The sequence below is a fragment of the Furfurilactobacillus milii genome (genome assembly GCF_009863985.1).
Taxonomy (GTDB): Bacteria; Bacillota; Bacilli; order Lactobacillales; family Lactobacillaceae; genus Furfurilactobacillus; species Furfurilactobacillus milii_A.
Genome location: NZ_WEZT01000013.1, coordinates 1 through 21,839, shown reverse-complemented (window position 1 = coordinate 21,839; position 21,839 = coordinate 1). Strand labels below are relative to the sequence as shown.

The 21,839-nt window shown below is 43.4% G+C and carries 21 protein-coding genes and 1 riboswitch; of the genes, 12 read left to right on the top strand and 9 right to left on the bottom strand.

Features of this window, described 5'->3' with window-relative positions; genetic code table 11:
* The first annotated feature begins 93 nt into the window (after positions 1 to 93).
* Positions 94 to 183: riboswitch (TPP riboswitch) on the top strand.
* Positions 184 to 317: 134 nt separating this feature from the next.
* The 4 genes from GB992_RS07140 (at position 318) to GB992_RS07125 (ending at position 4,211) form a co-directional block, all read left to right on the top strand.
* Positions 318 to 902 carry an ECF transporter S component gene (locus GB992_RS07140; RefSeq protein WP_161001819.1) on the top strand — a complete coding sequence of 195 codons (585 nt, stop codon included), beginning with the start codon at positions 318 to 320 and terminating at the stop codon, positions 900 to 902.
* 38 nt (positions 903 to 940) lie between these two features.
* Entirely contained in the window at positions 941 to 2,362 is a 1,422-nt protein-coding gene (locus GB992_RS07135; protein ID WP_161001818.1) for an ABC transporter ATP-binding protein, read from the top strand.
* On the top strand, positions 2,359 to 3,015 hold the full coding sequence (locus GB992_RS07130; RefSeq protein ID WP_161001817.1) for an energy-coupling factor transporter transmembrane component T family protein: 657 nt from the start codon (positions 2,359 to 2,361) through the stop codon (positions 3,013 to 3,015). Before GB992_RS07135 ends, GB992_RS07130 begins: the two co-directional genes overlap by 4 nt.
* Before the next feature lie 98 nt (positions 3,016 to 3,113).
* Positions 3,114 to 4,211 carry a Fic family protein gene (locus tag GB992_RS07125; RefSeq protein ID WP_161001816.1) on the top strand — a complete coding sequence of 366 codons (1,098 nt, stop codon included), beginning with the start codon at positions 3,114 to 3,116 and terminating at the stop codon, positions 4,209 to 4,211.
* Between the two features lie 141 nt (positions 4,212 to 4,352).
* Here the strand turns inward: GB992_RS07125 and GB992_RS07120 are convergent, their stop codons facing one another.
* The 8 genes from GB992_RS07120 to GB992_RS07085 form a co-directional block, all read right to left on the bottom strand.
* Positions 4,353 to 4,790 (bottom strand): hypothetical protein, encoded by a 438-nt coding sequence (locus tag GB992_RS07120; RefSeq protein WP_161001815.1) that lies wholly within the window; start codon positions 4,788 to 4,790, stop codon positions 4,353 to 4,355.
* A gap of 86 nt (positions 4,791 to 4,876) precedes the next feature.
* Positions 4,877 to 5,377, bottom strand: coding sequence for a hypothetical protein (locus GB992_RS07115; protein WP_161001814.1), 501 nt, complete (start codon positions 5,375 to 5,377; stop codon positions 4,877 to 4,879).
* Positions 5,378 to 5,495: 118 nt separating this feature from the next.
* A complete protein-coding gene (locus GB992_RS07110; protein ID WP_161001813.1) occupies positions 5,496 to 5,672 on the bottom strand; it encodes a hypothetical protein in 177 nt (58 codons plus the stop codon).
* A gap of 1,104 nt (positions 5,673 to 6,776) precedes the next feature.
* Positions 6,777 to 7,304, bottom strand: a complete 528-nt coding sequence (locus GB992_RS07105) for a hypothetical protein (RefSeq protein WP_161001812.1) — start codon at positions 7,302 to 7,304, stop codon at positions 6,777 to 6,779.
* An 80-nt stretch (positions 7,305 to 7,384) separates the two neighbouring features.
* Positions 7,385 to 7,567 (bottom strand): hypothetical protein, encoded by a 183-nt coding sequence (locus GB992_RS07100; RefSeq protein ID WP_161001811.1) that lies wholly within the window; start codon positions 7,565 to 7,567, stop codon positions 7,385 to 7,387.
* A 159-nt stretch (positions 7,568 to 7,726) separates the two neighbouring features.
* Positions 7,727 to 8,443, bottom strand: a complete 717-nt coding sequence (locus GB992_RS07095) for a hypothetical protein (protein WP_161001810.1) — start codon at positions 8,441 to 8,443, stop codon at positions 7,727 to 7,729.
* A gap of 181 nt (positions 8,444 to 8,624) precedes the next feature.
* On the bottom strand, positions 8,625 to 9,674 hold the full coding sequence (locus GB992_RS07090; protein ID WP_161001809.1) for a DUF5105 domain-containing protein: 1,050 nt from the start codon (positions 9,672 to 9,674) through the stop codon (positions 8,625 to 8,627).
* A 438-nt stretch (positions 9,675 to 10,112) separates the two neighbouring features.
* Positions 10,113 to 11,093, bottom strand: a complete 981-nt coding sequence (locus GB992_RS07085; protein WP_431188830.1) for an alpha/beta hydrolase — start codon at positions 11,091 to 11,093, stop codon at positions 10,113 to 10,115.
* A 119-nt stretch (positions 11,094 to 11,212) separates the two neighbouring features.
* On the opposite strand from GB992_RS07085, the gene GB992_RS07080 reads away from it, so the two are divergent.
* The 8 genes from GB992_RS07080 (at position 11,213) to GB992_RS07050 (ending at position 17,382) form a co-directional block, all read left to right on the top strand.
* On the top strand, positions 11,213 to 13,024 hold the full coding sequence (locus GB992_RS07080) for a M3 family oligoendopeptidase (RefSeq protein WP_161001808.1): 1,812 nt from the start codon (positions 11,213 to 11,215) through the stop codon (positions 13,022 to 13,024).
* Between the two features lie 519 nt (positions 13,025 to 13,543).
* On the top strand, positions 13,544 to 14,479 hold the full coding sequence (locus tag GB992_RS07075; RefSeq protein WP_161001807.1) for an alpha/beta fold hydrolase: 936 nt from the start codon (positions 13,544 to 13,546) through the stop codon (positions 14,477 to 14,479).
* A 4-nt stretch (positions 14,480 to 14,483) separates the two neighbouring features.
* Positions 14,484 to 14,906, top strand: coding sequence for a helix-turn-helix domain-containing protein (locus GB992_RS07070; RefSeq protein WP_017261531.1), 423 nt, complete (start codon positions 14,484 to 14,486; stop codon positions 14,904 to 14,906).
* Positions 14,907 to 14,920: 14 nt separating this feature from the next.
* Positions 14,921 to 15,814, top strand: coding sequence for an SAM-dependent methyltransferase (locus GB992_RS07065; RefSeq protein WP_161001806.1), 894 nt, complete (start codon positions 14,921 to 14,923; stop codon positions 15,812 to 15,814).
* A gap of 19 nt (positions 15,815 to 15,833) precedes the next feature.
* Complete coding sequence (locus GB992_RS07060; RefSeq protein ID WP_161001805.1) at positions 15,834 to 16,010, top strand: hypothetical protein; 177 nt, start codon at positions 15,834 to 15,836, stop codon at positions 16,008 to 16,010.
* Positions 16,011 to 16,167: 157 nt separating this feature from the next.
* Positions 16,168 to 16,878, top strand: coding sequence for a hypothetical protein (locus GB992_RS11630; RefSeq protein WP_162855650.1), 711 nt, complete (start codon positions 16,168 to 16,170; stop codon positions 16,876 to 16,878).
* A gap of 20 nt (positions 16,879 to 16,898) precedes the next feature.
* On the top strand, positions 16,899 to 17,108 hold the full coding sequence (locus GB992_RS07055; protein ID WP_161001804.1) for a hypothetical protein: 210 nt from the start codon (positions 16,899 to 16,901) through the stop codon (positions 17,106 to 17,108).
* Between the two features lie 49 nt (positions 17,109 to 17,157).
* Positions 17,158 to 17,382 carry a hypothetical protein gene (locus GB992_RS07050; RefSeq protein ID WP_017261535.1) on the top strand — a complete coding sequence of 75 codons (225 nt, stop codon included), beginning with the start codon at positions 17,158 to 17,160 and terminating at the stop codon, positions 17,380 to 17,382.
* Between the two features lie 147 nt (positions 17,383 to 17,529).
* On the opposite strand, the gene GB992_RS07045 is transcribed toward GB992_RS07050, so the two are convergent.
* On the bottom strand, positions 17,530 to 21,747 hold the full coding sequence (locus GB992_RS07045; protein WP_161001803.1) for a MucBP domain-containing protein: 4,218 nt from the start codon (positions 21,745 to 21,747) through the stop codon (positions 17,530 to 17,532).
* Positions 21,748 to 21,839 lie beyond the last annotated feature (92 nt).

The window sequence follows — 21,839 nt, the reverse complement described above, 5'->3', positions numbered from 1 at the left end:
AACATAAACTTGTTTTCAAACGCCAGCGGTCAACTTCTCACTAAGGTTTCATTTGAAATATGAACCGGTTTCAGCTAAGATAATTGCGTAATAACATTATATCTGGGGTGCCATTTGGCTGAGATAAAACCCATTGAACCTGATCCGGTTAATACCGGCGAAGGGAGATACGTAACCGGAATCCGTGTAAAAACGGGTTATTTACAATACGGAAATACGACCTCTCACATCAGGCTCGACGATTGTGAGAGGTCTTTTTTTGCAATCATCGGGTTATTTTGCGGGCAAGCAGCATCCTCAACACGGAGGGAAAGACAATGCAACAAAAAGCAGCACATTCTAACCGGTGGCATTTACGCGATGTCATTTTGATCACCATTACATCCATTTTTATGGGGATTATTTTCTTTGTCACAGGCTTTCTGTACAACGGACTGACACTAGCTCTAACGCCACTTGGTATGGCGCCGTTTGCAAACGACATTCTGTTGGGCCTGTGGACGATGGCCGGTCCGCTGGCAGCATTCATGTTGCAAAAGGTTGGTGCAGCAACGATTGGCGAGCTTCTCGCCTCAGCCGTTGAAGCCATTATCGGGGGTCAATGGGGCCCAAGTACACTGATTTCTGGTTTTGTTCAAGGTTTCGGGTCGGAACTTGGATTTACGTTCACCCTGTACCGCCGTTATGACATGGCAAGTTTATCGCTATCTGCCCTGACGACCGCGATCGTGACGTTTGCTTGGGACTTGGTTCGTTCCGGTTACGCCGCTTATCATCCGTGGATGATTGTCGCCTTGTTTATCACCCGCTTCATTTCCATGTGGGTCTTCGGCGCCCTGCTGGTTTCTGCAGTCACAAAGCTGCTTGACCGGTCACATTTATTAGACCGTCGTCACGCCTAATAAGCACCGCTAATTCTTAAGAAAAAGAGCTTGTCTGCATGTCAAAGATTAATTTGAACGATGTTACATTTCACTATGAAACCACATTACCGCCGGTCATTGAGCACCAAAACTTAGCGTTTGATGACGGCACCTTTAACCTGCTGACGGGTCCGTCTGGCACTGGAAAGTCCACGCTGCTCAAACTGATTGTCGGATTATATCCCGCTTTTATGGGCGAAGCGACCGGAACTATCACAGTTAATGATCAGCCAGTAGTCGATTTGCCAGCTTCCAAACGCGCTCAAGTGGTTGCGATGATGTTCCAGAATCCAAGTCAACAATTTGCGATGGAAACGCCACGCAATGAGTTAATTTTTACGCTTGAAAACTTGCAAGTTCCCGCCGACTTAATGGACGCTCGGGTTAATGACGCACTGACGTTTGCCGGCGTCACGGATTTCGCTGACCGAAAGTTCACCTCATTATCCGGTGGAGAGCAACAAAAGGTCTCCCTTGCTGTGATTGTCGCGCTGAACGCTGAGGTCATCCTATTAGACGAGCCGTTTGCCAACATTGACCCAGATGCACGTTTATTTCTGTTAACGCAACTGACCACATTAGTGAAAAAATACCATAAAACAATCATTGTCGCAGACCACGATTTATCCGATTATGAACCACTCATTGATCAACTGTATATTTTTGACGGTGAACGTCACCAAGTCCATCAAGCTGACGCTGGTGAAGCACAGACAAGATTCGCCGCTTTTGAACAGCGCCAACATCAGCCTGCGCCCATTGCCCTACCAGCCGCTGAACTATCGCCTGAGTTCACGCTAGATAGCTTCACAGTGAGCCACCAAACACCACTGATTCACGATGCCAGCCTGAACATCCCCCAAGGCAAATTCGTTGTGCTCACTGGGGCAAACGGCACGGGCAAATCAACGCTGTTTGATGCACTGGTGAAATTACAAACTTACACCGGTTCTCTCCAATGGCAAGGTCAGGAAATCAGCAAACTGCGCGCCCGAAAATACGCGCAACACGTTGCTCTCGTCTTTCAACAAGCCGCAAGTCAGTTTCTGACCATTACCGTAGCGGAAGAAATTGCGCTCAGCCTTAAATATCAGCAAACCGCAGCTTGGACGCAAAATCGTATTAACGCGACATTGGCTTCACTAGATTTATCTGGTCGCGATGATCAGGTCGTTTACTCATTAAGCGAAGGGCAAAAGAAAAAATTACAGGTCTTACTGATGTTGATTATGGATGTCCCCACACTGTTGTTAGATGAACCGCTGACTGGGCTAGACTTGGTTTCCGCTCACACCATCCTTAAACTATTACGTCATGCTGTAACGGAAGAGCATCATACAGTGTTGATGATTACACATCAACTCACTGATGTCAGTCAATATGCAGACTATCATCTTCATCTGAACAACCATCAACTTAGTTACGAGGCACGCCTATGAATCCAACAATTTTATTATGTCTTGTATTCTTTGTCGGTGTAGAAATCTCCTTCACTTCAGTCATTTGGGCAAACGTCGTTATCATCACTATTTCTGTTTTGGTCATGTTGTGGCATCGTGCACCGCTTCTCTCTTATGTTCGATTGCTGCTTGTTCCCTTAATTCCAGCAGTCGGCATCTGGTTCTCCATCCGTTACTTTTCAACGGCTCAGAGCGTCCATTTTGCCTGGGTAATGGCAACGCGGATTTATGCGTATGCTTTTCTTGGCGGATTATTCACCTTCTCCACAACAACAGAAAAGACGCTAGCCTCACTTGAGCAAAACGCACACATTCCCACAACGTTTGTCTATGGCATGCTTGGTGCCTTTAACTTTGTGCCAAAGATTCGCAGTGAAGTTAAAATCATCCGTGCCAGCGCACAAATGCGTGGCATCGATCTTCACTTCTGGTCACCACAGTTGCTTTTCAAGTCAATCGTCGCCGCTCTTAACTGGTCGGAGAATCTCGCTGAAGCCATGACGTCACACGGTTTTACCGAGAATGCCCCACGCACACACCGGACCGTTATTCGGATTCCCTGGTGGAATTATGTCGTAACGGTGATTAGTATTGTTGGGTTACAGGCAATTTTATTCAGTCCGCTTAAATAGCATAATCGCTACGAGAAAAGACCACTAAAATCAGTGGTCTTTTCTCGTACTTTCGATGTCAATTAGCATAAAATGACATAGATAAAGAAAGGGCGATTATGAAAAAATTTGATTACGACACACTCAATAACCTCGTTTTAACCCCTGAAATGGTCAATAAAATGAACCAAATTTATGAGCTTCGTGGTCAAATGGCCAACCTTCGTTTAAAGAATCCGGCTGTCATGACAAGAATGACCAAGGTTGCGAAGATTGAAAGTACGGATGCTTCCAATCGAATTGAAGGCATTTACACCAGTCAAACACGTCTTAAAAAACTAGTATCCCAAACAACGACGCCACAAAATCGATCTGAAGCTGAGATTTCTGGCTATCGAGATGTTTTAAATCTCATTCACACCAATTTTCGAGAAATCAATCTCACTACTTCAAATATCCTTACACTTCATAAACACCTTTTTCGCCTCACTGAAGATTCATGGGGCGGTCATTTCAAAGATATTAATAATCAAGTTCTTGAAACCACTGAAAATGGCGAGACCACTGTCCGTTTCAATCCACCGGCCGCGCATTTGACCCCAAATTTAGTTGATGAATTATGTCAACAATTTTCAGGGACGGTCGACCAAAGCAAATTGCCCGTCCTATTACTTTGCGCCGCATTTACATTTGATTTCGTGACCATTCATCCATTTCGAGACGGTAATGGTCGAATGTCTCGCCTACTGATGCTATTAACGTTATCGCGAGCTGGTTTTACAGTCGGCCAATTCATCAGTTTGGAAAAATTAATTGAAGAACAAAAAGACGCTTACTACGCTATCTTGCAAGAGAGCACCGTTGGTTGGTCGGAGAACAGCAATAATTATGGTCCCTTTATCAATTTTTTCCTGAGTGTTGTTCTCCAGACATATCGAGATTTTCACGATCGGCTAACGCCCTTACCAACTGACTTCGAAAAAATCACACCTAAACGCGATTCACGTTCAACCACTAAGCCCAAACGCCTCACGCCACAATTACTAGTGATGAATGCTCTTCAAGAAGCACTCATCCCCATTAACAAGCAGCAAATTATGAATGCAGTCCCTCAATACAGTCAGAAAACGATCGAACGTACACTGAGGCAACTCGTTGATGCTCACTCGGTTAAAATGTCTGGTCGATCCCGTGGGACTAAGTATCAGTTAGCTTAAATGCCTTACTACTTTGAAAACAAAGTGGCCTTTTTCTTTGTAAAAAGAGCACCATGAACACCAACTCTCGCTGATGTTCATGGTGCTCTTTTTTCGTGAAAACTCACTGTCGTTCAAACTAACAATAAATTTTTGACCGTATCAATAGGCCAGAATAAGAATCGAAAAACAGACGATAATCACAATCTCTCCCAAGAATTCTGCTGTAATCAACGCTTCTGGTTCAATAAAGATACTCTCGGTGGTTATAGTACTTGCAGCTTTACGTAACCTTGTTCTGTTTATCCAACTGATTACAAAATACGCGATTAGTAATAGATTAATTGATAATCCCCACACCACAAGTACAGACATCGGCGCGTCAAGCAAAAGGAAGCCAACTGCCACTGACAAAACAAGCAAAATCCTTAAAACCTTTGCCAGTCTACTAAACATTGAAAACACTGGTCGAGAAGCAAGCGTCTTTATTTTCTTGTAGTATTCTCGCACAGTTTGTTTTTGAGCTTTGTGTTTACGATTGTGCTGACTGATCAAATGTTGGTCGATGGCTACCCAAAGAAACAGATAGAGTGCCACCACTAGAGCATTAATCACGAGAAAATTAAAATATTCGATTTTATCCCTCTTTTTCTGCGGGCATTTTATCTTTTTAAACCTAAGTTCGTTTAATTCAGGAAATCGACAACTTGGAGTGCAATCAACACTAATGGGGGAAGCAAAAAAAGGATATAAAAGATCATCTCGATCAAAATTTGCTCTGGCTTGACTGTGAAGAAAAAAGTTTTGGAAGCGTTGTTTTCGTGTTGTCTAATGTATTTCACCGCGTGCAAACGATACCCACAATAGATGAGCAAGAAAGCAAACAGGAAAAACACGTCACCAAAAGTGAGCATTGCACGGCCCAGACCCCAAGCAACATTGGTAATCATTAAAAGCCAATTGATAGCAATAAAGGCTATGCCGGCAACACCACAAAATACGAAAATAAAGCGTAACCATCTTGAGGTTTTGTCTGGAAGTTTCCTTTTTAGCAACCTGTAATATGCATACGTCGTTTGCCGTTTTAGTCCATGAGTTTCCTCATTTTTTTTGCGCTTTCTTTGTTCTATCAGCTGAGATACCACTAAAGTTAGAATTACGGCCATTTGTATGACAGCTAAAACCATGTGTCAAGACTCCTTCTATCCCACTGCGCAAATGCTTACAAATCGAAAATCAGGGAATCGCTGATTTGAATGATAACTACCGTTTTAACCCGGCCTTGACGTTTTCACGGTTGCCGCGTTAATACGGAATACTCATAAAAAGCAGAAAGATGTCGATGCCCAAAGATATTGCTGCCAAAACCGGTAAAATCAATACCCAACCTTTAGAAATCAATTGAGTCGTTTGAGGAACGAATATATCTGGCTCACCACTATGTTGACGATTATATTCCACTTTTGCACGGACGCTTTCCATCTGTATCATCCATTCACAAATGGCGCCAAACATCATTGATACATCAATAATTAACAAACATATTCCAAACCAAAATGGAGAACTGAAGAGAAATGTTGCTGAAATCAATGCAAGTATAAGCACTATAAATATCGATATTAAAAAATAGACAGGCATTTTTTAACATTAGTGAATATTTTAGAGATCGCTTGTCGATCATATTTTTTGTAACTCAATGAGGATGTTAGATTTTGCATCTTTGCAAATCGAGCAAATTCTATTCTTGTCTTTCGACGGTTCACATAAAAAATAGCATTCCATGTAATAGCAAATACCATTGCTAATATAAAAAGACTTAAGTATATGTATATCATTAAGATCACTTCCAAATCAAAAGTATGAATGTCGTTAATGACGATTCATCATTTAAACCCAGCACGTACTTTTCAACGGTTAGGCCATGGATTAACTGAAAAAGTATCGCCAACAACCAAATAAAACTGCTAGCCACAAAACATAGAAAACTAATTTGAGCGAGATAAACCTTCCAGTCAATCGATATTCTTTTTCTTCATTTTTTGTATTAAGCTGTTTTACCTTGTAATGAAATTGATACTGATTTGCAAAATAGATACTCAGCATAGTCAATACAGCTATTACGTTTACGGACTGAAGAAGATTGATTAAAAATTGAACGTCAACAAAAGAATTGAAAAAAACAAGCCACACTGAAACCACGAAGCTAATTAAAACTAGAACTACAGACATTGCCGCCAAAATTGCTAGCCTTTTTGATGACCTTGAATCTCTACCTAGTTTTCTCCTGTACGCATTAACCTTTACATTGTAAATTCTCTTTTCATGAAGGAAATTAGCTATTCTATGATTTTCAAGAACTACTTCCAATATGTAGAACGTTAGAAGAAATATCATTAGTAAAATTAAAAACATCATATTAGAAGTTATCATCTAGTTTCTGGCCCTTTCAATCAGCTTCCAAGCGACATTAATAGCAAATCTTGATACTATGTCTGACTTTAAATCCAAAAACTATAATCATCACATTCATGTACTTCAAATGGCAAGATCATCAAGACTTGGCATAGACCCAAGAAGAAAAGTAAATCAATTTGCGAAGTCAATGTAAAGTAAAACTAAATCTATTCCAAACAAGAGCCCAGAAAGTCCGGAAAAAATTAAAACCCACCCTCGCTCAATCAGCACATTGGGTTTGCCGACAAATATTGCCTTCTCCTTTGGATGTTCCTGATTGTATTTGATTTTGGCATGTAAACCAACAAGGTGCAATTTCCAAGCAATAAATGATGTAATCACTATCAGTAAATCAACAATGAGTAGAAGCAAAAAGTATATGTTGGGCGCCTGCCAAAAAAATACAGTTATTATCAGCAAAGTGACAATACTAACGACCAACAGCAAGTAACTTCTACCAAGTATTTTTTGTGCTTTATTGAAGGTCTTATCAGTAATCGCCTTGTCATATTCAAAGTATGTCAAATCCGACTTCAATTCATTCTCTTGAGAAAAAGAAGCAAAGTCCTTTTTCGTTTTTTTATGATCCAATCTAAAAACAACAAGCCAAATTATTGCTAGGATCATAGAAAACACAAACAAAACTAGACAAAGAAGCATATATCCTCCTAGTAGCAAGAAAAGATGAACAAATCACTTTGTCCATCTCTTTCACTAATGCAATTCTTTTTAAACAATTATTATGCACTCGCTAAAGCCATCAAAGACCCCATTGCTTTGAGTAACACTGCACCAATTTCTGGCACACTAACAATCAGTATCCCTAACGCGACTGTTCCAATAAACGCCACTGCCAACGTGCCAATTAATGGCAAATTCCAGTTCTTTTCTTTTAATTCATCGGTTGCATTATTATACGTCACAACCTCCGGCGTTGAAACAGCGACATCAATTGGATGAAAGCTTATTGATACCAACACTTCAAAGTCCAGCGAAACTTCGTGACCATCTGTATCCTGCTTGGCTTCATTATAAATATCTTGGATTATTGCTAATTAAAACTGATGTTTACACAAATTAACCTACCAATATCTTGTCGATTCTCCGGGCTGTGTCCATACGTACTCTCTTTTTTGAATGCAAATTTGTTTCGGCGGCATTGTCAAACTGACCGTCAACATAACGATTGCGACAATCACACCATAGATCAATGTGGCGACACTCAGCCCGTAAGGCGTCAGCAACGTACAAGCAGCTATTTGACCGCCTAAGACTCCAATTTGAAGCAGCGTTCGCCAGTCCTGATACCATTTTTTGGTTCTTACGGGCGTCACAATAATTTTTGTCTGAAAGAAAAATTGCGTGTCATACGCGTGATTAATGCATAGATTGCATACAAAATAAACAATGGTCAATGTGCAAAAAATCACCGCTACTGCTTGAAAGGCAGTATTTAATCTTGTGACTATTGAAATTGCTAAAAGAGTGATTGGTAACCATAATAAATTTGCTATATACCGGTCTCCAAAACCGCTTGTTGTATAACCATAATACATATAATAATTTCTAGGTGGCAAAATCAACTTATTGCCGTGTACAATCCTTCCAGAAAGGGGTAAGCGAGAACTAAAAGCTGGGAATAATAAATACAAAAAATCACTAAAGATACTGACGGCCACGGTTGAACCATCATCCAAATTAAGAACATTCCAAAATCCGAAAAAACGTTGGCCAATGACAGTCCGTATCACGTAATCAACATCCTGTTCGTGGTCTCGTATTTTTGTCTTTGTAAACATCCGTTTCTCCATTCCGTTTGCAAAACTTTATTGAAACAAATGAGCATCACCATCACGTATGTAATGATAATGCTCATAAGGGCATTTGCATATTATTTATGCAACTTTTGTCGCTAACTAATCCGCTAATTCTTACGTATTCCTAACTGAATCTAGTACGATTCACCGGTATAATCTTGCATCAATGATTTGAATTCGTCATCTGATGTATCGAACTTCCACTTATGGTTAACTTTGTCATTTTGATATCTGAATCATCCGCTTGGCGAATTGGCAACTTGGTTAATAACTCAGGAAATTTTTCATAAACTGCATTTTTTGCGCCAGCCTCTACGTCATCTGGTGAAAGACTTTCGCTATCATCTGCTTCGTCATCGTCCTCATTGCTTTGATCAACTGCATCCTGAGCTGAGCTCTGAACGTTATCAATAACCTCAGACAAAGATGTTAACTTAAGCACAATTGGCGTCACTGTAATCTCCGCACTATTTGGCGTGACTGACTTAATAGCATAAACGGCACGAGCTTTTTTACCATTCACATCTTGAATGTCACTAATCATTTTATTTGACGCATCATCCGTAATTTGGGCATCGAAGGCATCTTCAAGATACTTTCGGGTAGCACTTTGATACTGTTGCTTGTCAGTTTTTGCATTATTAGCAACTAACTTATCATAGTCTAAATTCTTTTTATTTAAGAACACTTCTGATATATAAGCCTGTAAAGCTTTTTTGGGCTCAGCCGTCTTATCCTTATACTTCTTCGGCGACATGGCAAGTTTGGTCGTTGACTCCTCTTTGCCGCTATCGGTCGTTGGTGTTAACTCAAGTGTGTATTTCTTACTCTTGTCAACATTAAACACGATATAACCCGTTGTCGTTGCACCATGATGCAACTTTTCAGTACTAATTGTTTCAAAAGAGTCGCCATCGCCAGAACTGGTAACCATTGTGGGCTTAACCTTGTTCTTTTTTGAATCCCGTAAAGCAAAGTCTTCATCACCCATCAACGTTTGCGCTTTGCCATTATTTTTCACCTTTAGCTTCAAAGCGAGATAGGCATGTCCCTTAGTCGGCGCTGAAACGTCACTCGGACGAACATAGGTACCCGATTGAATTGTTACCTCATCACCATGTGATGGTGAACTCTGACCTGATTTCGTTGAGCAAGCCGTTAAGAGTGCTGCCAGCAACACTGCTGGAACAATCAGTAACTGTTTGTGTGTCATAATATTTCCTCCTATTGTGATATGTGCGAAATCTCTGCTAATATTGTTCAAAATTGACCAATATTATTGGCTTAACGAATCCTTTCTTCTTTGCGTGTCAAAATACCCTCTGCAAATACGATATGTACGAAAGCCAAGTATTATTGTCCGAAAATAAACAAGATAAACAGTATTATCAGTTTATCGAATTTCCACTTAAGGTACAATATAAATTTTATCGTTAAATTAGATAAATTGTATGCACAACTTATTGCAACGCGACATACGCACGACATACAGAGGCACAATAAATTAATCAAACCAGATTACACGTCAGGAAAATATTCAAAAGCTAGAAATTTAAATCTATCACGCATCTTAGACTACAAATAAAGATCCTGACCATACGCCATAATTCACGTAATCAGGATCTTTTTAATTTCAGAAAAGCGTATCTATTCACTTAAAATATCGATTTAAAAACGCCTCTACATGTTGTTGATAGACTGCCGGATCATGTTTAAACGAGGCTGCGTGTTTAGCACCCTTAACGACCCACAATTCCTTTGGACCAGCGGCAGCCTTGTAGTTTTGGTAAACCATCTTTGTCGGCACAAACGTATCCTTGCTACCATGAATGAATAGCATCGGTCGCTGATTGCGTTTGACGGCGTTCACTGAACTGGCTTCCGTGTAATTATATCCGGCGCGCACCTGACTGATCGCACTCACGATAGGTACCAGCGGCCATGACGGAATGCCATACATCGACTTCGCCTGATAATTAATTTCATCCTTCACGGAAGTGTAACCACAATCTTCAATGTAGGCTTTTACCTGCTTAGGCACATTGCGTTCGCCACTGACCATCATGGTTGTCGCACCGCCCATAGAAACACCGTCCATCAGTATCTGGCTGTCTTGTCCGTTCTTTTCAATAACTAAATTAATCCATTTCAAATAATCTTTTCGATCCAACCAACCGTAGCCAATGTATTTACCCTGTGATTGACCAGCGGCCCGATCATCAGGAATTAAGACATTGAAGCCGAGGTCGTGAAACATCGTCCCATAAGCGGACATCTTTTCTTTGTTGCCACCGAATCCGTGGGCAATAACTACCGTTTTGTTGGTCTTCTGAGCCGCCGGTAAGTAGTTAGCGACTAATTTAAGGTTGCCTGGTTGACCAGTGATGGTCCACCGCTGTTTCTTCTGTTGACGGAACCACTGATCCTTTTGATATAAAGGATCATTTTTTTTCATTGCTGCATTATTGATAAAGGCCTTGTGACTGCGCACTTCGGCGACTTGAAAGAAGTATGAGCCAGCGCCAAGTAACCCACCAACCAGCAATAAAACGACCACAATTAGTGTGATCCACAACACGCGGTGATGTTTTTTTACTGGCTGACCGCTATGACGCATCTGATGTTTAGCCATTAGTTAACCCCCTGCTCTAATTGTCTAACTTTAACACGATTCCTCACCTGACACAACGGGCGTTTGTGCACCAGGACTGGTATAATAGCGGTAACATTGTTGGTAAACGGAGGGATTTCATGAAGTACAAACAGAACTGGAATTTGGAAAACATTTTCCCTGGTGGTTACGATTCACCGCAGGCAAACGCACGTTTAAAGGAATTAAACCAAGATCTTGGTACGCTGGCAACTGAATTGGCCGCCCTTGACCTTGCGAAGGATGCACCAGCATACCACGGTCTGTCCGATTATTTGAAGCACCGGGAAACAGATATCAACGGTTTAATGGAACTCAACGTATTCTGGACCGCCCACCAGTCCGCAGATTTCAACAATACCGCAATTGGTCCCAAATTGGCACAAGTCAGCGAAGCATTCAGTACGTTTAAGGATCTGGAAATTTCGTTTGGCAAAAAATTGGCCGAGATTAATGACGATGACTTTAAGACACTGATTGCTCTGCCAGACTTCAAGGACATTGCCTTTAACCTCACCGAGGACCGCAAATTAGCAGCTGAACAACTGGATGAAAAATCCGAAAGTATTATTAATAAACTGGCAATCGATGGCTTTACTGGTTGGAGCACACATTACGACACCATCGCCTCACAAATCAGCGTACCGTACACCGATGACAATGGTAAAACGCAGACCCTTTCCGCGGGTCAAGCGCTAAATCAGCTGACTGGTGCGCCTGACAACAACACACGTAAGAACATCATGTCAGCTTATGAAAAGGCGTGGGGCAGCCAAGAAGCCGTTGTCGGCGACACGTTGAACCATTTAGCTGGCTTCCGTTTGCAGAACTACAAGCTGCACGGTACCGATGATTTCTTGAAACACCCATTGGAATTGAACCGCATGAGCCGCCAAACATTGAAGGCAATGTGGAATGTTGTTGAAGCTAACAAGGGCATGTTCATCCCTTACATGGATCGTAAGGCAGCCTTGCTGGGCAAACAAACGTATGACTGGCAGGATCAAACCGCACCAATTATGGTCGACGGTTATGAAAGCAAAGCGATTGACTACGATCATGCGGCTGACTTCATCGTCACTAACTTCCGTAAGTTCAGTCCTAAGATGGCGGATCTTGCCCAAACCGCGTTTGACAACCAATGGATTGAAGTCGAAGACCGCCCTGGCAAGCAACCTGGTGGCTACATGGAAGAAATCCCGGAACGCCAAGAATCACGAATTTTCTTAACCTACACTGGCACACCCGACGATGCTTCATCGGTCGCCCACGAGATTGGCCACGCTTTCCATTACAGTGTCGTCAAAGACCTGCCAGAAATGCGCCGCAGTTACGCAATGAACGTTGCCGAAACGGCTTCAACGTTCGCTGAACTGGTTGTGGCTGACGCTAACGTTAAATCTGCCACCAGTGTTGGTGAAAAGATCAACCTGTTAGACACCAAGATGAATAATCCCGTCGCCATGTTCATGAATATCCGCGCCCGCTACCTGTTTGAAACGAACTTCTACAAAGAACGATTAAACGGACAAGTGACCCCTGAACGGATGGATGCTTTGATGTTAGCCGCTCAAAAGTGGGCCTTCTCTGACCACCTTGGCACGTATCATCCACACTTCTGGGCCAGCAAGTTACATTTCTATATCGATGAAATACCGTTCTACAACTTTCCTTACACGTTCGGTTACCTCTTCAGTCTTGGTATTTACGCGAAGGCTCAGGCAAGCGGTGGAAACTTTGAGGACCAGTACATCTCCCTCTTACGCGACACAGCAAACATGTCGACGGAAGACCTCGCTAAGAAGCACCTCGACGTTGATCTTACCAAACCGGACTTCTGGCAGTCGGGAGCGGATCTGGTTAAGAAAGACATTGACGAGTTCCTCAAACTCTCCGACGACTTGGTTCACTAAATTCAAACAGTTTTATATGCCGTTACGATGTGCTGAGACGCCGTTCCATGAGGACCGGTCTCAACCCCGCTGGGTTTTCGACCTCGATTCTGAGCCACAAACCGTCTCAGAACTCGTCCCACAGTACTAAATGGCCAAAATCTCGCCATTTAGTACTGTTTACACGGAACTCTGTCTCCGCCTGTCTCCGCCCATCTCCACTTATGTAACAGTTAACTGGATCATCGACAGACCATTAACAACCATTGCGAATTCGATTTAATTAAATCAAGGTTGTAGTTGCAATCTTAGCTGAAGGGTGTCAACAGTGATACCGAGCCGTTAAGGTAACGTTAATTCGGTGGTTTGTCCGAATTTAGGTTACGGACGGCCGCCAAGACTCGGATTCTCACGAGGCTTGGCGGCGAGGTGAAAGACCGTGAACTTGCGGGCTTGAACCGGTCCCACGGCGAGCGTGTCACTGTTGACAACCGTAAGCGGAATTTCAACCCAAAATCCACATGACTCAAGGAGGTTATCATGTCAGTCACTGCGTTTTCATTTCCATCCACAGACCGCCGGCACGAACTGGAAGCCCGCATCTGGACGCCAGATGATCAGCAGCCCGTCGGTACCATTCAAATTGTGCACGGTATGGCGGAGCACATCGACCGCTATCAACCGTTTGCGGAATTTCTCAATGCTCACGGTTGGGTCGTGGCTGGCGATAATCATCTGGGTCATGGCCATTCAGTCGGCCATTCGCCACTCGGATACTTTGGCAAACAACAGCCGATTGAACATCTCATTAATGATGAGTTTACCCTGACTAAACGGCTACGCCACGACTATCCTGGTCTACCGCATGTCATCGTCGGCCATTCCATGGGTGCCATGATGGTCCAATTATTCTTAACGCAATATGGTAGCTGGGTAGACGCAGCCGTTGTGATTGGCTCGGCCGTTGCTCATCCGATCCTAGCCGTGATCAGACCCATAGTGGCCGTCCTCAACAACTTTGCGCCCCGCCGACCTAATCACACGCTGGATAGACTGGCCTTCGGTGCTTATGCCAAACGGTTCCCTGAGGATTCACCCTTTCAGTGGTTATCGGAAAATCACGACAACGTTCATCGTTACAACAATGATCCGTTGTCTGGTTTCACCTTCACTAATAATGGTTTCTCCGTGCTGTTTCGGATGACAACTTTGTCGACCAAACGACAATGGCATCAGGGCATCCCCAAACAACTGCCAATTCTATTCACCAGTGGTAAAGAAGATCCCGTTGGCGGCTTCAGTTTGGGACCACGCCGTCATGTCCGTTCGCTAAAACGAGCGGGCTTTACCGACGTGACGCTCAAATTATGGCCGCACATGCGCCACGAAATTCTCAACGAACGCGACCATGAGCGAGTCTATGCAGTACTATTAAAGTGGATCGAAGATCATACAATCTCTGTAGAAAGGAAGTGAGAATATGTTCCCTGAACGTTTACGTGCTATCCGCCGTGGTCGTCACATCACACTGGACCAATTGGCGGACGCACTGAGTCAGAACCTCTCACCAAACGAAAAGCCGAACACTGCTTCACAAATTGGTAATTGGGAGCGTGGCATTCGGACCCCTTCCTACATTGAAGTGCGCAAACTTTCCGAATTCTTTGACGTCTCGCTGGATTACCTAACTGGAAAAACGGAACTGGATGAATATGATTTAGGCCGCCTATTTCTCTCTGGCAAACGGTTGACGTTTAACGGCGAAACACTAAGCAGCCAAGACCGTTATGAAGTGTACCAATTAATTGAAGGCTATCTTCATGGTCGGCAAACACGCCGTCCAGATGTTCCAATTGATCACCAAGAAGAACTTGATCTTGGTTATGATGACGAAAAAGAATAGAAAGGCAACCGTGTATGAATCCAAAACAACTTCGCAAACTTAAGCGTCAGGTTCAACAGCAACCCAAACGTAAAGCAGCTCCTTCAACGGATGCAAATGGCTTACGCCCCGACGCTGGTGCGCACAACGATTATATTGCCGAAATGAACCAATTTCGGGACCAATTTAACGGTTTGGGTGAAGCTGTCTTTCTGATCAATCAGGTATTGGAAGCTGACCGGTTGTTGTCGCGCGGACTGTTACCGCAGCCGCTGCCGGAACTATTGTTGCCAGACAACTTCCAGGACACCGTTTATCAGCATGTCTTGAAGCAATATCCGATTGGTGACAAACGTGGCGACAAGGTGTGGAATGCATTTTCCAACGCCCTGCCACGTTTGGACGCTGCCCTTCGGAACTTCCGCGACTACTTCGAAGATACGTATGGCATGTGGGCTTACATCTCCGCGCCGTTTGTTAACGACCTGAGTCAATATCTCGATGGTCGCCCAACGCTCGAACTCATGGCCGGTAACGGCTATATCTCAAAGGGACTGCGGGACAAGCAACCTTCACAACAGATTTTCACTACCGACTCCAAGGACTGGACGAAAGAAAACGAAACCGGTAAGCACCCCGTGACCGAGATTGAACAACTCGATGCGCTCAGTGCCATCGAAAAGTACGGTGATCAAGTCAGTGCTATTGTCATGTCCTGGTCGCCAGATGGTCAAGATATCGACTGGCAAGTCCTTCAGAAAATTCGCCAGCTGAAAAACCAACCTGAGTTCATCGTCATTGGTGAACAAAATGGTGCCACCGACTCTAAGGTATTCTGGCAAAACGCTGATCTGACGGAAAGTGAACCTTTGAATCGCAATTTTAGCCGGTTCGACCTCATTCACGATCGGGTATACATCGTCAAATAAGCCATTAAACGAGGTATTTATGAGTAAAACATTACGTGACGCATTATCCTTTTTGGCTGGTGGTATTTTTCTGTTAGCCTTTGGCATCTGGGACAAGCAATTAGCCAGTGGGGCGTTTGGATTCATGTTATTGCTGATTGGTCTGTATAATCTGTACAACTATTGGCATGACAAACAAAACGAACAGAAAAAATAACAACGCATCACAAAACTGTGACCTTCAGAATAATTTTGGAGGTCACCGTTTTGCATATGGTAGATTGTAAAATTAATCCGAACGCTGTTCGGACAAAAAAGATCAGCTTCCTTTAAAATGGTGTTTACCACAAACCCATTTTTTAGGAGCTGATCTTTTGTCAGATCAGCTCCTAAAAGATGGGTTTGTGGTAAACACCATTTTAAAGGAAGCTGATCTTTTTTGTCCGAACAGCGTTCGGATTAATTTTACAATCTACCTATTGCTTGTTGCCGCAATAACAGCTGTGATAATCTTTTTCTTATCGGCTATCTCAGCACTGAATAAAAAGGTCGCCTTTTTAGTTGCTTTTTTGCATTACTTCACCATTTTCTTAAATCCATTAGTTTCAATTGTCACTATTGCCGGCATTATTATTGCGCTCATTCAACTCAACTTGGCACAAAAATCCTATAAAGATTCGGTTGAAAACGTTAAGTTGCTGTTAAAGGATAAACAAAATGTCTACACTCTTGAAGCTTCAAATTACTATAATAAAGAAGTAAGAAGTAGCCTTATTTACTCGATTCAAGGCTATCAAAGAATTTTGCAGGGTGTTTACTATTCAAATTTAGACGATGAGACGCTAAAGCAAATTATACGAGAATTCGCGACTAAGAACTCTGACTTAAACTTAACTCTGTTAAAGTTGAGTCACTTTGCTTTCTACTTTAAGTCTAATATGATTGACCAGAATTATGTGAGGGCTGAGTATAAGCCAAGAGTAAGGGAGTTTTTACAATTGCCGGATATTGAATTAGTGCTCACAACTTATTACAATGACACTGGGTTAACGTCATTCAAACGCCTATTTGATGGGGTTAAGTAATCGCGGAGGAAATTTTCACTATGACAAAAAATGAAAAACAACAAATCGAGTTAAAAAGGCTTATGGATTCACCTACTACTCCAAAAGAACTAAAGGATCAGCTCAGGAAACGTGGCATAGAGGGCACGCTTAAATATTACCAGGAAGAAAACCGCCGACAGCGCGACATTGGAGATATTTTTTCAACAGGTCCTTCTGAAGGTCATTCACTAGATGAATTTTATAAATAATATTCAAACCCTTATTTGATGAAACTGGCTGAACGTGGAGGTCACGATTATGACTCATCAAGAAGAACAAAAACAACTCGATATTAAGAGAATCCTTGAATCTCCAACTGCGCCAAAAGAGTTTAAAGAACAGCTCATAAAACGTGGATTAGACGGCACACTTAAATATTATCAAGAGGAAAATTGGCGACAATTCGAAACAGCTGACATTTTCTCAAATCGTAATGGACGCATTGACGCGTTAATTCATGCTCTTAATCGATCCTCTAAATAGTTATTCTTAAATCAAACTCATTAAACCGGCTGATGTTTTAAAAACAGTCGAATACTTCCAGAAAATCAAAGACGATGTCAGAAATTGAAGTTACTCACCTTCAATTTCTGACATCGTCTTTTTCGATCATGATTTCTAACTTTTTAACTAATTTTGACGGTACTTTCGGACGCCAATAAAGATAAAACCACTTACCATCAAACTAATTCCCGCAATCGCCATCAACAGTGAGTCCCGCTCACCAGTGTGCGGTAATGTCACTGGTTTGTCAGTTTCAGAAGCCGATTGAGACTTTTGAACTGGCTGAGTCACTTTAGTTACTGCGTGGACAACGGCTGGTGCAGTCTTTTGCGGCGTTATCGTCTCCGGCATCGCTACTTTAATCGGTGTTGCCACTGGCTGTGGTGCACTTGGTTGTTGCGGTTCTACTGGCTTCGTCGTTTCAGTCGGTACAGTAACTGGTACATAAGTTACCTCAACCTGTGCTGGCTTCCCAGGTATCGTCACCACGGTCACCACGGGCGTATAGCCAGGTACTTGTGGCAGTTCACTGACTGGTACTTGCTGTCCTGGTACCCCTGTGACTTGCTTCACCGGTACATTCGGAAGCGTGTGTCCATGCTGATCAACTGGCACCACGGTCACGTTCTCAACGTAGTAATAATTGACCGCACCATTCGTCACACCATAAGTCTCACTGGCATTGCTTGGTGTCGCAACCAACGTATACCCTGCCACATTAGCAGGTACAGCTTGATAACTACTGCCAAACGGACCACTCAACGTCACTGAATTCGTAATCGGTGTCGTCGTCCCTTGCAAGTAATAGTTCACCACGACAGTTTCAGTCTGCGGTGTATACACAACGTTCACATTACCCGGTTTATCCGGTATATTTGGTGTCTTCGTAACGGTGTAACCAGGAATAGTCAGCAGCCCACCTTTAGGACTGACCGGTTCACCCGGCGTCCCCGTGCCCGTCGGTGGTGTTACGCCCGTAATTGGCGTACCGGCTGGCGTAACAGGTACCGCTTTATAGTCTACGGTGTAATAGTAATCCACGGTTGAACCACCTGCCGCATAAGTACCGCTGGCATTAGTTGGGGTCGCCACCAAGGTATAACCAGTTACGGTTGCGGCTTGACTTGTATAACTGTCACCGACGTTCCCGTTGAGGGTTTTACTGTCGGTAATCTTAGTCGTGGTGCCCTTCACGTAGTAGTTGACCGTTACCGTGCTAGCATCAGCCTTGTAGTAGAAGATCACATCTGTTGGTGTGCTCCCATAGGTACCGGAAACCGTCTTGTCGCTAGTTAACGTATAGCCGCTAATCGTTGGTGCAGTCTCGGAATATGTGCCACCAACGACGCCAGGAGTCGTTGACTTCGCTAACGTCTCTGAACCCGGCACCGGTGTTGTGGTGCCTTTAAGATAGTACTTGATCTCATCAGCGGACTGTAAGGTCAGGTTCAAGGTCAAACTAGAAACTGGCTTGTCATCGGCATCATTACCAGTCGTATTCAATACATTCCCGTCGGTGCTGGCATCATCCGTAATAAACGACAATGGCAGGGCTCGCGTAACGGTCCCAGCCTTGACGTCAGGCTTTAAAACCACTGTGATCGAACCATCGGCATTCACCGTAATAGACTTGAATCCATCTGGTAACGTCACTTGTCCAGTCGTAAACGAACGAGAATTCCCATTGGCAAACGTCTTTAACTGCTCGACGGTAAGTCCCGGTGTGCTTTCATCTTTGGCTGCCTTAGTGATATCAGCCGTCGTAATCTTGAACGATTGTCCATCACTATTTAAGACAGTGGCAGGATTAACCGTCTTCTCCACCGTCTGTCGGTTAGGCTGTTGCTTATTGACCGACAGATGCATGACGTCGCCATACTGGTCTTTAAGACTCGTGACCTGACCAATCTCGTCACTCACCCAGTTCGGATTAAATCCATTACCGTAAAGCTGTTGACGCAATGTGTGCTGACTTGCAGTATCCGTTGGATCATAAGTCAGTTGGTTACTCTGCGCATCGTAGGTCCAACCTGCCTTATTTAAATCAGTTTGGTGAGCGGTGTACCAACCGGACCAGTCAAAAATCTCTGATCCAGTATTAGTATCGTTTACTTTGAGACCCGGTATTGTCTTTCCATCTGCATCTTTAGTGTCTGGCGTCTCTTTGGCAACGGAGGTCGATTGACCGTTCAAGTTGATGACTACTTTGGCACCACCTTTAGCGTCTGTACCTACATTGGCAGTCACGCCTGTCTTTTCATTCTCAACGTTGCTTGCAACATACTGAATCGTTGTGGTCGTATTGGTCGCAGTACCTTTATACGTATCGGGCGTCTGTTTGTCATCTGGAACATTTGGTGTCGTGCCCTGAAATACCAAACCATTCGTATTCGTCTGCTTGGTATCGTTGTAAACGCTGCTGACACCGTCTTTGCCAGTCTTAGTATCTGGACTAAAGATAACCCCTTTATGATTCAAATCACTCAGGGCAACTAACGTCTCAGAAATATAGTCTGGTTCAACTGTGGTATTCCCTTTGCCGACTTCCGCAGTAGCCGTCATCAGTTTCGTGCCACCGGTTTCGACCAACAAAGCCGTGGTAATTGCCCGATTGTTCATTGGTGCTGGGGTAGGTGTTGGCGTCGTGTCAGTTGTGGCACTGCCATCGTTATCCACTTCAATACTATTCTGCATGACCGTCTGAAGCCCAGTCTCACTGACGTTCACGGAACCATCCTTGGCATAAGTAATCACCACCGCTGAATTCTTATAGCCCGGTTTCAATTGGTCACTTGGGGTTTCCTGGTTCTGGATTGTAACGGCCGAATCACCTGGATTTAAGGTGCCTGTTGCTTGTGTGGCCGATTGTTTACCATTGATGTCCGTGACGGTGTACGTCAGCTTACCGGTGGCATCAATCTGAACCGCTGCCGTGGATTTGCCTAATAAGGTCACTGACTGTGAAACGGTGTTGTAATCCTTGCCATAAACTGCATTCGGTGCCACTTGCAGAAAGCTTTGATTACCACCAACGATTCCATTACCAAAGAAACCAGCATAGGTCTGGTCAGGCACAACACGGTTTGTCGTATTGTCCGACGTATCTTTAACACCGTTGTAGTCCGTCTTTGCGACTCGTTGAACAAGTGTGATCTCACTGACATAAGATTTACGATAATCCCAACCAGCTTGGTAAACGTTACCGGCACTGGTGCCATCTTTAGTTGTCTGATCACCTGTAACAGCAGTCGTAATCTCACTTTGTGCGTCACGGATAAACTGGTAACTGAATGAACCATCACCATTATCAATGACAACTAACTTCGTAAACTTCGACGCATCCTTGGCGTTATTGTTGATCTGCATACTTGGATAGGTGACCAAAACACCATTGCCTAAAGCTGTGGCACTCGCCAACTTACTCGTGTAATCAACTTGACCACTACTATCCTGACCAATGGCAGCCATTGAGCCGCCGTCATTAGCGACTTGGTTACCGGTGCGCGCATTATCGATTTCGATCTGAACGCTGGTAATCTGTCCTAAATCTGGTGCTTTGGGATTGGCATTTCGTTTAATGGTAATGACCGCATTCGTCGCATCGGCATTACTGTAATGAACTGTCCATACCGTGGACCCATCGGGATTCGTTGTTGTTAAGACAGGGGTTAATTTATCCGTTACCGTACTGGTATTTTCATAACGATACGTATCCGCAGTTGGATCGCCTACCGGACTTTCACCAGTCTTAACAATTGGATGCAAGGCTCTTTGTACGGCGGCGTAACCGGCTTCATAAGCTGGAATGGCAACGGCTTCTTCATGCACGTAAGCATAGTTGACCGTATCTTGAATGACTTTTTGGGCATTGTTGATTTCACTACTGTCTGTGATACTACTACCCAAATCATCGCTGCTGATCGTACTTGTCGCATCGACGGCATTCTTTAATAACGTTGAAGTTTCAACTGGTTTAGTCGTTGCCTGTCCATCTTTATCTGTGGCTGGCACATCCGTCTCAGAGTACGGAATGATGTTGCCACTTGCGTCAACGCCATTGGTCATATCGGCATTTAAAGTAAAGCTTCGACCATTAGCGCCTGCAATTAACCCAGCATCTTTTTGACTTTGCGCAGTTTGGATATCCCATGGAATTGGCTTACCAGCGTGAGCATTACCACTTTGGATGACATGTTCATCTGCTTCTTCAAGTGCTCTGGCGACCATGTTAGTTGGCTTTCCATTTTTATCAAACAATGGGTTACCTTGTTTATCTAAGAAGAAACTCTTATAGAGAATGCTAAAGACTTTGTAGTAAACATAAGACGTCTTTTGATAAGGCAAATTCTATAATTAATCCGAACAGAAATTAAAAAGCCCAAAGCAATCACTTACAATGGTAGTAGCTAATTCCAACCAATATAGGGAGTGATTAC